Origin of the sequence: Sphingomonas chungangi (assembly GCF_013778325.1) — a bacterium.
Taxonomy (GTDB): Bacteria; Pseudomonadota; Alphaproteobacteria; order Sphingomonadales; family Sphingomonadaceae; genus Solisphingomonas; species Solisphingomonas chungangi.
Window position 1 is genome coordinate 520,992 of sequence record NZ_JACEIB010000001.1, and the last position, 13,934, is coordinate 534,925.

Sequence of the window (13,934 nt, forward strand, 5' to 3'; positions counted from 1 at the left end):
ATGGGCTGGTGGCTGGCGACCGACGCCGATGCCGATCGCGCGCGCAGGCAGGCGGGCGGCTGGATCAAGCGCTTCGATCCGCGTTTCTGGACGGTCAACTTCCCGCGCCCGATGATGGCCGGCGTGACGACCACCGCGCCCGATGCGTTGCGCGTCGACGCGGTCTTCTACCGGACGGACGATCTCGCCGGCCTGATCTGGGAGGCGGCCGACACGATCGATCATCCGCTGCTGCGCTACGAGACGGCGCGGGATTTCCGCCAGTGTACGCTGGCGTTCCGCTGGCGCTCGTCCGGGTTGATGCCGCTCGACGCGATCAACGGACCGACGCTGACGATCGAGGGGCGCGACGCCTCGGGGGGGGCGAAGAGCTGGTACGTCCGCTTGTGGAACTATGCCGAGGGAACGCCGGAGGATGCCATGATCCGCCTCGATTTCGGGGCGATGGACGGCGGCTTCACACTGCCCGCCGATGCCGATCCGGTGTGGGCGGGGGACATCGACCGGATGTTCGTCTCGCTGGTACCGCCTGGCTATACCGGAATCTCGGCCGAGCTTGCGGCACCGGCGGAAGCCTGGGTCGAGCTGACCGGTATGGTCAGCGACGGCGCCGGATCGACGCTGGCGATCGGCGACGGGCTGGTGCCGCCCCACGGCCTGATGATCGCCACCGGATACGACGATGCCTACAACCAGACGCCGGCGCGCGTGCTGCGCCAGATACTCGCGCTCGGCTATCGGGGCGCGATCGATCACTATGTCGGCATGAGCCATTATTTCCGGCTCGAATGGAATGCGGGGGCGGGGCTGCATCTCGTCAGCCTGACCGGCGGCACGCTCAACGTCGCGGCCGAGGCGTGGCACAAGGATTTCCTGGCGCGCGCGGCAGCACTCGGCTTCGAGGTGATCCTCTCGATGTCCTACGAGCTGCTCGACCAACATTGCTGGAACGACTGGAAGCAGCGTGCGGCGGATGGATCGCCCGCGCTGACCGGCTGGGACCCGCCGTCCACGCTTCTCTCCCCCGCAAGCGATCCGGCGATGAACTATCTGTGCACGGTCGCCACCGCTTTCGCGACGCTGGCCGCCGGTGTCGGGTCAGTCCATTTTCAGATCGGCGAGCCCTGGTGGTGGACACGCGCGGACGGCACGATCTGTCTGCACGACGATGCTGCGCGTGCCGCGCTCGGCACCGATGCCGATGGTGTGGCCAGCCTGATCGGCCCGCAGACCGACGCGCAGAAGGCGGTGCTGGACGCGGCGGGCGCCTTGCTCTCCGCCTCAACGGCGACGATCGGCGCCGCGGTGAGAGCGGTGGCGCCCGATGCCGATCTGGCGCTGCTCGCCTACCTGCCGACCGTGCTCGATCCGCGCATGCCCGAGGCGGTGCGCGCCAACATGCCGGTAGGCTGGGCAAGTCCGGCCTTCGATCGCCTCCAGCTCGAGGATTACGACTGGGTGCAGGCCGGCGACACCGGCGTCAGCGCGCGCGGCGCCGCCTTCGCGACCGAGCGGCTGGGCTACCCGCCGGGCCAGCAGGATTATTTCTCGGGCTTCGTGCTGAACGCCTCCGACGCCGCGACCTTCTGGCCGCGCATCGAAGCGGCGGCGCGGGCGGCGCAGGCGAGAGGTACCTCACGCGCCTTCATCTGGGCACTGCCGCAGGTGGCGCGGGACGGCTTCACGGTGTTCGATTCCGGCGAGGAGAGTGCGGTGCAGGCCTTCGACGATGTGGATTTTCCCTTGAGCCTCGGCGCGGAAGCCAGCGTGGCGCCGGCCTTCTCGACCGCGATCGTGACGACAGCGGCTGGGGTCGAGCAGCGCAACGCCGACTGGGCCGATGCGCGGTTGCGCTTCGATGCCGGGCCGGGCGTACGATCGGAAGAGGATATCGCGACGCTGATCGCCTTCTTCCGCGCCCGGCGCGGGGCGGCGCGCGCCTTTCGCTTCCGCGATCCGTTCGACGCGAGCTCTGGTGGCGCGGTGCCGACACCGCTCGACCAGCCGCTCGGTATCGGCGACGGCACGACGGCGAGTTTCCCGCTGGTCAAGCGCTACGGTGAGGGGAACGACGCGCAGGTCCGCCGCATCACTCGCCCGGTCGCCGGCAGCCTGCGCGTGGCGGTCGGCGGCGCGGAGGCGGTCACGGGCTGGTCCCTGCTCGACGGCGGCATCGTGTCGTTCGTCACCGCCCCGGCCCCCGGCGCGGAGATATCGGCCGGCTATCTCTTCGACGTCCCGGTGCGCTTCGCCGAAGACAGCCTGGAGGTCGGCCGCTCGACCTTCCTGGCAGGCGAGGCGCCGACCGTGCCGCTGATCGAGGTGCGCGAGGCATGAGCGTCGCCTGGCTCGACGGAGCGCTCACCACCATGGCGCTGTGCTGGCGGCTCGATCGCGCGGATGGGGTAAGCATCGGCTTCACCGCGCACGATCGCGACCTGACGATCGGCGGCGTGGTCTATCGCGCCAGCCCCGGCATGGTGCCGTCCGCCATTCGTCAGTCGGACGGCTTCGATGTCGACACGCTCGACGTCGAGGGTGCGCTGACCCACGATGCGATCACCGCGGACGATCTGACCACCGGTCGCTGGGACGGTGCCGCGCTCACCCTGTTCGCGACCGACTGGACCGATCCTGCCGAGACTTTGATCATCGCGCGCGGCGAGATCGGTGACGTCTCGATCCGCGATGCCGCCTTCACCGCCGAGCTGCGCGGGCCGACTGCTCTGCTCGAACGGCCGGTGGTGGAGCAGACCTCGCCCGATTGCCGCGCGCAACTTGGCGACCGGCGCTGCCGGGTCGATCTCGCGGCCCGCACCCGGTTCGCGCGCATCGTATCGGTGGCGGAGGAGGTGCTGACGCTCGATACGGTCGAGCCTTCCGCCAACGCCTACGCCTATGGCCGGCTGCGCTGGCTGGATAGGGACAATGCCGGGCTGTCGGCGGCGTTGCTCTCCTCGGCCGGTTCGACGGTGACGCTGCGCGATCCCGCGCCCTTCGCGATCGCGCCGGGCACCCTTGTCGAGCTGCTGGAGGGTTGCGACCGGCTGCTCGCCACCTGCCGCACCCGTTTCGCCAATGCAGCCAATTTCCGGGGCGAGCCGTATCTTCCGGGCATCGATCTGCTGACCCGATACGGCACCGACTGATGACTCCTGACGACGTGGCGGTGATCGCCGCCGCGCGCGCCTGCATCGGCGTGCGGTTTCGCCTGCACGGGCGATCGCGCGAGACGGGGCTCGATTGCATCGGCCTCGCCGCGCTGGCCTTCGGGAGGAATTGCATCCCCGCCGGCTACGCGTTGCGCGGCGGCGATCCGGATCGGGTCGCGTCGGCGATCGAAAGCTTTGGCTTTCGGCCCACAACCGACGCCCGCCCCGCCGATCTGCTGCTGTTCAACGCCGGGCCGCACCAGCTTCATCTCGCGATCCTGACCGGTCGCGGCTTCATCCACGCCGATGCCCGCCTGCGCCGCGTGACCGAAGTGCCGGGGCCGCCGCCCTGGCCGGTGATCGGCCGCTGGCGGGCCGCCTGAAGGAACGATCATGGCCACTCTCGTCCTCACCGCCGTCGGCACCGTCATCGGCGGGCCGATCGGCGCTGCCATCGGCGCGGTGATCGGCAACCAGATCGATCGCGCCGTTTTCACGCCGAAAGGGGCGAAGGGACCGCGCCTCGACAGCCTGGCGGTGCAAGGATCGTCCTACGGCGCCGATCTGCCCAGGCTGTTCGGCACGATGCGGGTCTCCGGATCGGTGATCTGGGCGACCGATCTCAAGGAATCGACCCACAAATTCGGCGGCAAGGGTAAGCCGAAAACCACCACCTACAGCTATTCGGCCTCCTTCGCGGTGGCGCTGTCGGCGCGGCCGGTGCGCGCGGTCCATCGCATCTGGGCGGACGGCGCTCTGTTGCGGGGGGCCGCCGGCGACTGGAAGACCGATCTCGGCGCCTTCCGCCTTCATCTCGGCGACGAGGCGCAGGCCGTCGACCCGCTGATCGCCGCCGCCGAGGGCATCGACGCGACACCCGCCCATCGCGGCCTCGCTTATGCGGTGTTCGAGGACATGCAACTCGCCGATTACGGCAATCGCATCCCGTCGCTCAGCTTCGAGGTGGAGGCGGACGACGGCTCTGTTTCGCTCGCCACGATCGCGGCGATCCTCTCGGACGGCGACGTGGGCGGGGAGGGCGGACCCACGCTGGGCGGCTATGCGGCATCCGGCGACAGCCTGCGCGGCGCGATCGAGGGATTGGCGACCGCGCTTCCGGTGTCCTTCGCGGACGGACCGGACGGCTTGCACCTCGCCAACGAGACCGGCGATCCGGCGACGATCGATGCGGCGGAACTGGGCGCCTTCGCCGCCGACGCCAAGGCCGGTGCGAAACTGGCGATCGATCGCCAGGCGTCCGGCACGCTCAACGAGGCGCTGACCATCGGCTATTATGATCCCGCGCTCGACTATCAGGTCGGCTCGCAGTCCGCGCGGCGCGAGGTGTCGGCTCGTCGTGCGGGCTCGATCGACCTCCCTGCCGTCGTCAGCGCATCCTCGGCGCGCAGCATCGTCGAGGCGCGGCTGGCGCGAGAATGGGCTGGCCGGACGAGCGCGCAGATGGCGCTGCCGTGGCGGCACCTCGATATCGAGACCGGCGCGATCGTCTCCGTGCCCGGGCAGAGCGGGCGCTGGCGGGTGACCGAGCGTGCCTTCGAATCCATGGCGCTCACCGTGACAGCCCAGCGCCTGCCCGCATCGAGCACGGATGTGCTGCCGGCGAGTGGCGGGTCCGGTCTGTCCCAGCCCGATCTCGTGCAGGGGCCGACGACACTGGCGCTGCTCGACCTGCCGTCGCTCGGCGACGATCCGCCGACCAGCCCGACCCTGCTGATCGCGGCGGCCGGCTCCTCGGCCGGATGGCGCAAGGCCGCGCTCACGCTCAGTCTGGACGATGGCGCGAGCTGGCAGGCGCTCGGCGGCACCGCGCCGCCGGCCGTCATCGGGCAGGCGGCGACGCTGCTGGCGTCTTCGGGGAGTGCCCTGCGCGACGAGGCGAACAGCGTCGACATCGCCCTGCTCAACGACGAGATGATGCTGGCGGGCAGCGACGCCATCGGAACCTCCGCGACCGCCAACCTCGCCTTGCTGGGCGACGAGCTGATCCAGTTCGCCACCGCGGAGCAGATCGGTCCGCGCCTGTTCCGGCTCGGTGGGCTGCTGCGTGGCCGGCGGGGCAGCGAGTGGGCGATGGCGGGACATGCGATCGGCGAGCGCTTCGTGCTGGTCGATGCCGATACCCTGCTCCCCTGGTCGCTGCCACTCTCGGTGATCGGGCACGATGTGCGCGTCTCGGCGAGCGGGGTCGGGGATACCGAACCGGCCGAGATCGCGATCACTTTCCAGGCGCGCGCGCTCCGGCCGCCGGCGCCGGTCGCCGCGAACGCCACCGCCATGCCGGACGGCTCGATCGCGATCGCATGGACACGCCGCAGCCGCGCGGGCTGGGACTGGCTCGACGACACCGACGTGCCGCTGGCCGAGGAGGCGGAACGCTATCAGGTCACCGTCTTGCGATCGGGCGGCACAACGCTTGCGATCGCGACCACCGGCCCTTCCGCGACGATCTCGCCGGCGCAGTTCGCCGGCATTGGCGGCTCCGGCGCGCTGACGATCCAGATCGCGCAGATCGGCACGACCGCGGCCTCGCTGCCGCCTGCCACCTTCACTTTCTCCCCGGGAGTCTGACATGACCGACGCCACCGCCCGCTTCGCTTTGCCCCTCATCGCCACGGGGCAGGCGCAGAAAGAGCTTTTCCACAACGAGGCGCTGGCGCGGATCGACGCGCTGCTGCTGCCCGTGGTCGAATCGGTGTTGCTGGACACGCCGCCTGCCGCTCCGTCGCCGGGCCAGTGCTGGGTTATCGGGGACGCACCATCAGGAGGGTGGGCAGGGCAGGGCCTATCGCTAGCGGCTTGGACGGAAGATGGCTGGCGGTTCGTCGCGCCTCGTGCGGGAATGCGCGTCTGGTCACTCTCCGATAGTCTCGGGGCGACTTTCGATGGTGCCGCCTGGACGCTCGGCGCTCTCCACGCGCGGAACCTGATCGTCGGCGGGGTTCCCGTGGTCGGCGCGCAACAGTCCGCGATCGTCGATCCGAGCGGCGGAACCGCCCCGGATCCGCAGGCGCGCGCCGCAATATCGGCCATTCTGGCGGCGCTTCGGGCACACGGGTTGATCGCCGTCTAAATTTTTTTGCAGCACGGCGAAACCGTAACGCTTATCGTGTGTTGTGCAGCCGCTTGCCGGGGAGGTAAACACAACAAGCAATTGCGGGGTTGTGGCAATCTGGCAACAGTGCGGGAATATGCGCGCTTGCGCGGATATTCCTCTTTGGTTAGGCTTTTATCCGTTCCCAGACGGGAATTGATTGAAAGGGGATTATTATGCGGAAGCTCGCCGTAGTTATGGCGCTTGCCTCCACCGCATTGGCCGGTGCCGCCGCCCATGCGAAGGACAATGCGTGGTACGTAGGCGTTGAAGGCGGCGCGATGCTCGTCGAGGATTCGCACTACAGCATCGACGGCGTGAAGGACGCCCTCAAGGTCAATCAGCATTACGGCTACGATGTCGACGGCATCGTGGGCTATGACTTCGGTCCGGTCCGGATCGAGGGCGAGGCTGGTTACAAGCGCTCGAAGATCGACGATCTCAGCACGGCCAACAACACCTATAACGGTGCTGCCGGCTCGACCAGCGCGCTCAGCTTCATGGTCAACGCCCTGCTCGACTTCGGTGACGAGTCGGGCATCAGCGGCTATGTCGGCGGTGGTGCCGGTGTCGCCCGCGTGAAGGCCGACAACTGGCGCGACTTCAAGGACACGTTCACGGTCCTCGACGACAGCGACACCCGCTTCGCGTGGCAGGCGATCGCCGGCGTTCGCGCCCCGATCACCGACAACATCGACGTGGGCCTGAAGTATCGCTTCTTCAACGTCCGCAACATCAAGATGGTCGGCGTCGATCCCGACGATGCGACCACGGCGGTCAACTACAAGGGCAAGTTCCGGTCGCACAGCATCCTGGGCAGCCTGATCTTCAACTTCGGCGAGCCGGCGGCCCCGCCGCCCCCGCCCCCGCCGCCGCCGCCGCCGCCGCCGCCTCCCCCGCCGCCGCCGCCGCCGCCGGCGCCGGTCAACCCGGGTCCGTTCATCGTGTTCTTCGACTGGAACAAGTCGGACATCACCCCGGAAGCCGCGTCGATCCTCGACAACGCCGCCGCGGCCTACACGCAGACCGGTTCGGCTTCGGTGATGCTCGCGGGCTACACCGACACCTCGGGTACGGCGAAGTACAACATGGGCCTCTCGCAGCGTCGTGCCGACGCCGTGAAGTCCTACCTCGCGGGCAAGGGCGTGCCGGACACGGCCATGCAGACCCAGGCCTTCGGCGAAACGCACCTCCTGGTGCAGACCGCCGACGGTGTGCGCGAGCCGCAGAACCGCCGCGTGGAGATCACCTTCGGTCCGGGTTCGGGCCAGTAAGGCACTCCACCGGGGCCTCTTCGGAGGCTTTGGAGACGAGGGGAGTCGGCTTCGGCCGGCTCCCTTTTTCTTTGTCGGAATTCAGAGCTTTGAAGTGCCGGCCTCAGCCGAGAGGATAGCGTGCGACGGTTTCGTAGATCGCCCCTTCGGCGCCGAGATGGCTCTCGAACAGCTCGAAGTGCCGCACCTCGAAATGATGGGCAACGGGCGGCGCGATGGCGCTCGCCACCTCCGGGCCGGGCGCATCGCTGCGCGAAAAGCGTGCGATGGTGATATGCGGCACGAAGGCGCGATCATCGGGCGCCACGCCGACGCGGCGCAGAGCCAGATCCACGCGATCGTGGAGCGCAGCGACGGCCGCGCGGGGCTGTACGCCGATCCACAGCGTGTCGACGCGTCCCTTGCGATCGAACGTGCCGGCCGGGCCGAGCGATAAAGCGAGCGCTTCGCTCCTGACGGCACCAAGCGCCGCCGCGATATCCTCCGCCTGATGGCGATCGACCTCACCCACAAATCGCAGCGTGCAATGGAGCTGCGCGTCGTCCTGCCAGCGCGCGCCAGTCACGCCGCCCATCAAGCCGGCCAGGAGCGCGCGTGTCACGGCCGGCGGGCGCAGGGCTACGAACAGGCGGTGAAGTGGCATCGGGCGTCTTCCGTTACATTTCGCTCATCCCGGTTTCGCTTGAATCCCGGTTGCGAAGGTCCGATATTGCGCGTGTCGGCGGGCTTCGTCGACGGCAAGGAGAGTTCTTTCGATGGCGAACTGGTCTGATCCCCGGACGACCGCGGTCCCCCGCGCCGCGACAGGTGCGCGCGAGGCGGCCTTCGACGCGGGGCTGCGGTCCTATATGCTGTCCGTCTATAATTATATGGCATCCGGCGTGCTGCTCACCGGCATCGTCGCGATGGCGTTCGCCAACAGCCCCTATATGGGCGTGCTGTTCGATCCGCTCGGCCGACCCAATCTGCTCGGCCTGGTGGTGATGTTCGCGCCGCTCGGCATCGTGCTGGCCATGAGCTTCGGCATCCAGCGCATGCAGGAAAGCACCGTGAAAGCGCTTTATTGGGTGCTGACGGTGGCGATGGGCCTGTCGCTGTCGACCGTGTTCCTGCGCTACACCGGCGCCTCGATCGCGCAGACGTTCTTCGCGACCGCCATCGGCTTCGGCGGTCTCAGCCTCTACGGCTACACCACCAAGCGGGATTTGGCGCCGTTCGGCATCTTCCTGATCATGGCGCTGTTCGGTCTGCTCGCGACGATGCTGATCAACGCGTTCGTGCATAGCCAGGGCATCGCGATGATCATTCCATATGCCGGGGTGCTGCTTTTCGCCGGTCTGACGGCCTTCGACACACAGCGGATCAAGAGCACCTATTTCGCGGTGCGCGGGACCGCTTTCTACGGCAAGTCGGCCGTGATGGGCGCGTTGCAGTTGTACCTCGATTTCGTGAACATGTTCCTGTTCCTGCTGCGCATCATGGGCAACCAGCGCAACTGATCGGGGCAAGAGAGTCTGGTTGGGAAGGCCCGATGGAGCGATCCGCCGGGCCTTTTCATGGGATCAGGCCGCGACCTTGGGCGGCGGCATCGCGCCGTCGATCTCGATCGAGCGGAGGAAGGCGGGCCGCGCCTCCAGCCGCTCGACATAATCGAGGAACGCAGGCCTGCGCTCGATCGTGCCGAAGCGCATGTGGAAGGACAGGGAGGCACCAACGAAGCAGTCCGCCGCCGTGAAGTGACCGGCGGCGATGAAGGCCTTGCCCGCCAGCGCATCCGCGATCGCGCCGACCACGGCGTCGAGCCCTGAATAGCCCACCATCGCCGCGCGGTCGGGCGGGATCGATCGGCCCAGTGCCTTGTCGACGATCGCCGCGTCGAGCGGCCCGGCGGCGAAGAACAGCCAGCGATAATAATCGGCGCGCCCGGCGGTTGGCGGGGCCAGCCCGGCGTCGGGGAAGGCATCGGCGAGATAGGCACAGATCGCCGCGCATTCCGTCACGACCTTGCCCTTGTGGGTGATCGCCGGGACCTTCCCCATCGGGTTGATGGCGAGATAGTCCGGCGCCTTCATGGTCGTGCCGTAATCGAGTGTCTCGGTGCGGTAGGGCTGGCCCACCTCCTCCAGCATCCAGCGCACCAGCCGGGCGCGCGACATCGGGTTGGTGTAGAAGACCAGCTCGTCGGACATGGCGATTCCTCCCTCGATCTGCGGCGCATGCTAGGCCCGTCGCAACGGTCGCCGCAAGCCGAGGCTTGGCGAGCGGGGCGGGCTCTGCGAGTGTCCCGCGCATGACCGAGACGCCGCGCCAGCCCTATCCGCCCATCGAACCGTTCGACTCAGGTTTGCTCCACGTCGGCGACGGGCACCAGATCTATTGGGAGCGTTGCGGGACGCGTGGCGGCATCCCCGCCGTATTTCTCCATGGCGGCCCCGGTGGAGGCTGCGGACCGGCGCACCGACGTTTGTTCGATCCGGCACGCTACGACGTGCTGCTGTTCGATCAGCGCGGCTGCGGGCGATCGAAGCCCCACGCCGGGCTGGAGGCCAACACCACCTGGCACCTCGTCGCCGACATCGATCGGCTGCGCGCGATGTGCGGGCACGAACGATGGCTGGTGTTCGGCGGCAGCTGGGGATCGACGCTGGCGCTCGCTTATGCCGAGACCCATCCCGAGCACGTTTCCGAACTGATTCTGCGCGGCGTCTTCCTGCTGCGGCAGGCGGAGGTGGACTGGTATTATCAGGGTGGCGCCGCCTGGCTGTTTCCGGACAAATGGGAGAGGTTCCTGGCGCCGATACCGGAGGCGGAGCGCGGCGATCTGGTCGCCGCCTACCGCAAGCGCCTCACCGGTGGCGACGAGGCGGCGCGCATCGCCTGCGCGCGGGCGTGGAGCGAATGGGAGGGCGGCACGATCACGCTGCTTTCCGATCCGGCGATGACCGGCGGCTTCACCGAGGACCGCTTCGCGCTGGCCTTCGCGCGGATCGAGAACCATTATTTCACCCACAAGGGCTGGCTGGACGAAGGCCAGCTCCTGCGCGATGTCGACAGGCTCCGTGGGATTCCGGGCACCATCGTCCAGGGGCGCTATGACGCCGCGACGCCGGTACGCAGTGCCTGGGACCTGCACCGCGCCTGGCCGGAGGCGGAATTCCATCTCATCCCCGACGCGGGCCACGCCTATAGCGAGCCGGGCATTCTCGATCGGCTGCTGCGCGCCACCGACGCGCATGCCGACCGGATGGGCTGATGGGCTGCTGCGGCGCAGCCGCGCGTTTCAAGGCCGTGAAGCCCGCGATTCGCCCCGCCGCCGCCTCGGCTGGTTCGAAGCGGTGACGTCCGCGTGCCCTTGACGATCCGCCGGCCGACGCCCAGCAGCGCGGCATGAATGGACCTCCTCCCATCCGCGTCGGTCTGGTCGGCTACGGCTTGGCGGGCGCGATCCTCCATGCCCCGATCATCGAGGCGCTGCCCGACTATCGCATCGCCGCCGTGATGACCTCACGCGCCGAGGCGGGCGATCGGCGCGATGGGCCGGCGGTCGTGCCGGACATCGATGCCCTGCTTGCGGTCGAGGGTATCGATCTTGTCGTGGTGGTGACGCCGAACGAACTGCACGCCGCCCATGCGGAGGTGGCCTTGCGGGCGGGCAAGCATGTCGTGATCGACAAGCCGATGGCGCCGGATGTCGCGGCATGCGACCGGCTGATCGATCTGGCGAGCCGGCGGGGCCGCGTGCTGAGCGTCTATCACAATCGTCGCTGGGACGGCGATTTCCTGGCGCTGCGCCGCGAAGTGGAAGCGATTGGCGCGCCCGCCTTGTTCGCGGCATGCTGGGATCGATTCCGCCCGGAAACGGCCGCCGTATGGCGCAACGAGCCGCGGCCCGGCGCGGGGCTGCTCTGGGATCTCGGCCCGCACATGATCGATCAGGCGATCCAGCTGTTCGGCTGGCCGGACGCAATGACCACCGACATCGCCACCCAGCGCGCGGGAGCCGGGGCCGACGATTATTTCGCGTTGACGCTCCGGCACGGTGCCATGCGCACCACGATATCCGCCTCCACGCTGGTCGCCGCGACACGGCCGCGCATGGCGCTGCACGGCACGAAGGGAAGCTGGTGGACGGAAGGTCTCGATCCGGTCGAGGCGGCGTTGCGGGCGGGGCAGTCGCCGGCCGATCCGGGCTTCGTGCGTGATCTGCCCGCGATACCGGCGTTCCGCGCGCATACGGACGGCGAGCGCATCGCAGCGCCCGTGCTCGGAGGCGATCCCTTCGCCTTCTATCGCCTGCTCTCCGCCGCGATCCGGGGCGAGGGGCCTCCTCCGGTCGATCCGATTGATGCGCGCAACGTCGTGGCGCTGATCGATGCCGCACATCGAGGAGCGCCGCTTCCGCCTCCGCGCTTGCCTGATAACGCTGGACATGGCTAAGGATCGACGGGGAGAGCAGGAGCGGGGACCCGCATTGGCCAGACGACAGACGACACGCCATTCGACCATCACCGACGTCGCGGATGCGGCGGGCGTCTCGATCAAGACCGTCTCGCGCGTGTTCAACGACGAGCCCAACGTCCGCCCGCTGACGCGCGAGCGCGTGCTCAAGGCGGCTACCGACCTCGATTATCATCCCAACGTCGCCGCGCGCAGCCTCGCCGGGCGGCGATCCTTCCTGATCGGGCTCGCCTACGAAAATCCCAGCCCCAACTACGTCGTCGATCTCCAGACCGGCGCGCTGGAGCGCCTGCAGGGCGAGCGCTACCGTCTGCTGGTGCTGCCGTTCGATGACGCGGCGGCGGCGTCCGGCAAGATGCAGGCGATCGCCCGCGCTTCCGGCCTCGACGGCGTCGTCCTCGCACCGCCGCTGTGCGACGATGCCGCGACCGTCGCGGAGATGGAGGCTTGCGGCCTGCCCTATGCGCGCATCGCGCCGACCAGCGGCGGCAGCCACGCGCCCGACGTCGCGATGGACGACCGCGCCGCGACCCGCGCGCTGATCGATCATCTTGTGGGCCTGGGTCATAAGCGCATCGCGATCGTGCGCGGGGACCCGACCCACGCCTCGGCGGCGGCGCGCTACGACGGCTATTGCGCGGGGCTCGAGGCCCACGGTCTCGCCATCGCGCCGGAGCTGGAAGTGCCGGGCGCCTATACTTTCGCGTCCGGCTACGAGGCGGGCAAGACACTGCTGGCGCTGGGCCAACGCCCGACGGCAATCTTCGCGAGCAACGACGACATGGCGGCCGGCGTGATGAACGCGATCCACGAGGCCGGTCTCAAGGTCCCCGGCGACATCTCCGTCGCGGGGTTCGACGACAGCAACATCGCCTCGGTGGTATGGCCGCGCCTCACCACGATCCACCAGCCGATCCGCGACATGGCGCGCGAAGCCACCGGCGCGCTGCTGGCGCTGATCGAGCACGAGGAAACGGTGCCGCATCAGGTGCTGCCCTTCCAGCTGGTCGTGCGCGGATCGACCGGGCCGGCCGCGTGAGCCAAACGCCGCTGGTTGCCGGGATCGAGCTGGGCGGCACCAAATGCGTCTGCGTGCTGGCGAGCGGACCGGACGGGGTGGTCGACGAGGCGCGCATACCCACGACCAGGCCCGACGAGACGCTGCCGGCGATCGAAGCGGTGCTGGACGGTTGGGCGCGCGATCACGGCTTCGCCGCGCTCGGCATCGGCAGCTTCGGGCCGATCGACGTCGATCGCGCATCGCCGAGCTATGGCGCGATCATTACCACGCCCAAGCCGGGCTGGAGCAACGTCGACGTCGCGCAGCGGCTGGAACGGCGCTTCGGCGTGCCGACCGCCTTCGACACGGACGTCGCCGGCGCGGCGCTGGCCGAGGGACGCTGGGGCGGGGCGCAGGGGCTGGACAGCTTCTGCTACATCACTGTGGGCACCGGGGTTGGCGTCGGGGTGATCTCGTCGGGCCAGCCTTCGCGTGGTCTCGGCCATGTCGAGGCCGGGCATCTGCGTGTCGGCCGCGTGGCCGGGGACGACTGGCCGGGTGCCTGCGTCTATCACGGTGACTGCGTCGAGGGCCTGGCCTCGGGCTTCGCGGTGGAGAAGCGCACCGGCCGCCGGGGCGAGATGATCGGCGCGGACGATCCGGTCTGGTCGCTGGTGGCGCATGCGCTGGCTGGCCTGTGCCACAACCTCGTGCTGACCGCTCTGCCGCAGCGCATCCTGATCGGCGGCAGCGTCGCGAACCACCAGCCTCAGGTGATGGGCATGATCCGCAAACGGCTGGTCGAAAGCCTCGCCGGCTACGCGCAGGGCGGGCGGATCGCAGGCGAGATCGAGGCCTATGTGGCATCGCCCGCTCTTGGCGATCAGGCCGGCCCGCTTGGGTCTATCGCGCTCGGGCTGGGGGCGCTCGCCGCCTGA

The 13,934-nt window shown here is 68.9% G+C and carries 13 protein-coding genes; 11 read left to right on the top strand and 2 right to left on the bottom strand.

All coding sequences use genetic code 11. The features are described from left to right. From HZF05_RS02650 to HZF05_RS02675, 6 genes are all read left to right on the top strand, one after another. Positions 1-2,337, top strand: coding sequence for a DUF2460 domain-containing protein (locus HZF05_RS02650; protein ID WP_160365054.1), 2,337 nt, complete (start codon positions 1-3; stop codon positions 2,335-2,337). Then, the gene (locus HZF05_RS02655) at positions 2,334-3,149 is read left to right on the top strand and encodes a DUF2163 domain-containing protein (protein WP_160365055.1); all 816 of its coding nucleotides are present in this window, start codon (positions 2,334-2,336) and stop codon (positions 3,147-3,149) included. Before HZF05_RS02650 ends, HZF05_RS02655 begins: the two co-directional genes overlap by 4 nt. After that, complete coding sequence (locus tag HZF05_RS02660; RefSeq protein ID WP_160365056.1) at positions 3,149-3,535, top strand: C40 family peptidase; 387 nt, start codon at positions 3,149-3,151, stop codon at positions 3,533-3,535. Before HZF05_RS02655 ends, HZF05_RS02660 begins: the two co-directional genes overlap by 1 nt. 10 nt (positions 3,536-3,545) lie before the next feature. Then, entirely contained in the window at positions 3,546-5,741 is a 2,196-nt protein-coding gene (locus HZF05_RS02665) for a phage tail protein (protein ID WP_160365057.1), read from the top strand. 1 nt (position 5,742) lies between these two features. Continuing rightward, a complete protein-coding gene (locus HZF05_RS02670; RefSeq protein ID WP_160365058.1) occupies positions 5,743-6,243 on the top strand; it encodes a DUF2793 domain-containing protein in 501 nt (166 codons plus the stop codon). A 197-nt stretch (positions 6,244-6,440) separates the two neighbouring features. Then, complete coding sequence (locus HZF05_RS02675) at positions 6,441-7,538, top strand: OmpA family protein (protein WP_160365059.1); 1,098 nt, start codon at positions 6,441-6,443, stop codon at positions 7,536-7,538. A gap of 103 nt (positions 7,539-7,641) precedes the next feature. Here the strand turns inward: HZF05_RS02675 and thpR are convergent, their stop codons facing one another. Continuing rightward, complete coding sequence (gene thpR, locus HZF05_RS02680; RefSeq protein ID WP_160365060.1) at positions 7,642-8,181, bottom strand: RNA 2',3'-cyclic phosphodiesterase; 540 nt, start codon at positions 8,179-8,181, stop codon at positions 7,642-7,644. Between the two features lie 112 nt (positions 8,182-8,293). Here thpR and HZF05_RS02685 point away from each other — a divergent pair, with 112 nt between their 5' ends. Further along, on the top strand, positions 8,294-9,037 hold the full coding sequence (locus HZF05_RS02685) for a Bax inhibitor-1/YccA family protein (protein ID WP_160365061.1): 744 nt from the start codon (positions 8,294-8,296) through the stop codon (positions 9,035-9,037). 63 nt (positions 9,038-9,100) lie between these two features. Here the strand turns inward: HZF05_RS02685 and HZF05_RS02690 are convergent, their stop codons facing one another. Beyond that, positions 9,101-9,727: a glutathione S-transferase family protein gene (locus HZF05_RS02690; RefSeq protein ID WP_160365062.1), complete on the bottom strand. Its 627-nt coding sequence runs from the start codon at positions 9,725-9,727 to the stop codon at positions 9,101-9,103. Between the two features lie 101 nt (positions 9,728-9,828). Here HZF05_RS02690 and pip point away from each other — a divergent pair, with 101 nt between their 5' ends. The 4 genes from pip to HZF05_RS02710 all read left to right on the top strand — a co-directional run bounded on the left by pip (position 9,829) and on the right by HZF05_RS02710 (position 13,934). Then, a complete protein-coding gene (pip, locus tag HZF05_RS02695; RefSeq protein WP_160365063.1) occupies positions 9,829-10,791 on the top strand; it encodes a prolyl aminopeptidase in 963 nt (320 codons plus the stop codon). Between the two features lie 134 nt (positions 10,792-10,925). Continuing rightward, a complete protein-coding gene (locus HZF05_RS02700) occupies positions 10,926-11,975 on the top strand; it encodes a Gfo/Idh/MocA family oxidoreductase (RefSeq protein WP_160365064.1) in 1,050 nt (349 codons plus the stop codon). 34 nt (positions 11,976-12,009) lie between these two features. Continuing rightward, entirely contained in the window at positions 12,010-13,035 is a 1,026-nt protein-coding gene (locus HZF05_RS02705; RefSeq protein ID WP_246331463.1) for a LacI family DNA-binding transcriptional regulator, read from the top strand. After that, entirely contained in the window at positions 13,032-13,934 is a 903-nt protein-coding gene (locus HZF05_RS02710; RefSeq protein WP_343046815.1) for an ROK family protein, read from the top strand. Before HZF05_RS02705 ends, HZF05_RS02710 begins: the two co-directional genes overlap by 4 nt.

Coding starts and splice junctions, on each gene's coding strand:
- HZF05_RS02690 (WP_160365062.1), bottom strand. CDS start 9,727: ATGTCCGACGAGCTGGTCTTCTACACCAACCCGATGTCGCGCGCCCGG.
- thpR (WP_160365060.1), bottom strand. CDS start 8,181: ATGCCACTTCACCGCCTGTTCGTAGCCCTGCGCCCGCCGGCCGTGACA.
- HZF05_RS02675 (WP_160365059.1), top strand. CDS start 6,441: ATGCGGAAGCTCGCCGTAGTTATGGCGCTTGCCTCCACCGCATTGGCC.
- HZF05_RS02660 (WP_160365056.1), top strand. CDS start 3,149: ATGACTCCTGACGACGTGGCGGTGATCGCCGCCGCGCGCGCCTGCATC.
- HZF05_RS02650 (WP_160365054.1), top strand. CDS start 1: ATGGGCTGGTGGCTGGCGACCGACGCCGATGCCGATCGCGCGCGCAGG.
- pip (WP_160365063.1), top strand. CDS start 9,829: ATGACCGAGACGCCGCGCCAGCCCTATCCGCCCATCGAACCGTTCGAC.
- HZF05_RS02685 (WP_160365061.1), top strand. CDS start 8,294: ATGGCGAACTGGTCTGATCCCCGGACGACCGCGGTCCCCCGCGCCGCG.
- HZF05_RS02670 (WP_160365058.1), top strand. CDS start 5,743: ATGACCGACGCCACCGCCCGCTTCGCTTTGCCCCTCATCGCCACGGGG.
- HZF05_RS02700 (WP_160365064.1), top strand. CDS start 10,926: ATGAATGGACCTCCTCCCATCCGCGTCGGTCTGGTCGGCTACGGCTTG.
- HZF05_RS02665 (WP_160365057.1), top strand. CDS start 3,546: ATGGCCACTCTCGTCCTCACCGCCGTCGGCACCGTCATCGGCGGGCCG.
- HZF05_RS02655 (WP_160365055.1), top strand. CDS start 2,334: ATGAGCGTCGCCTGGCTCGACGGAGCGCTCACCACCATGGCGCTGTGC.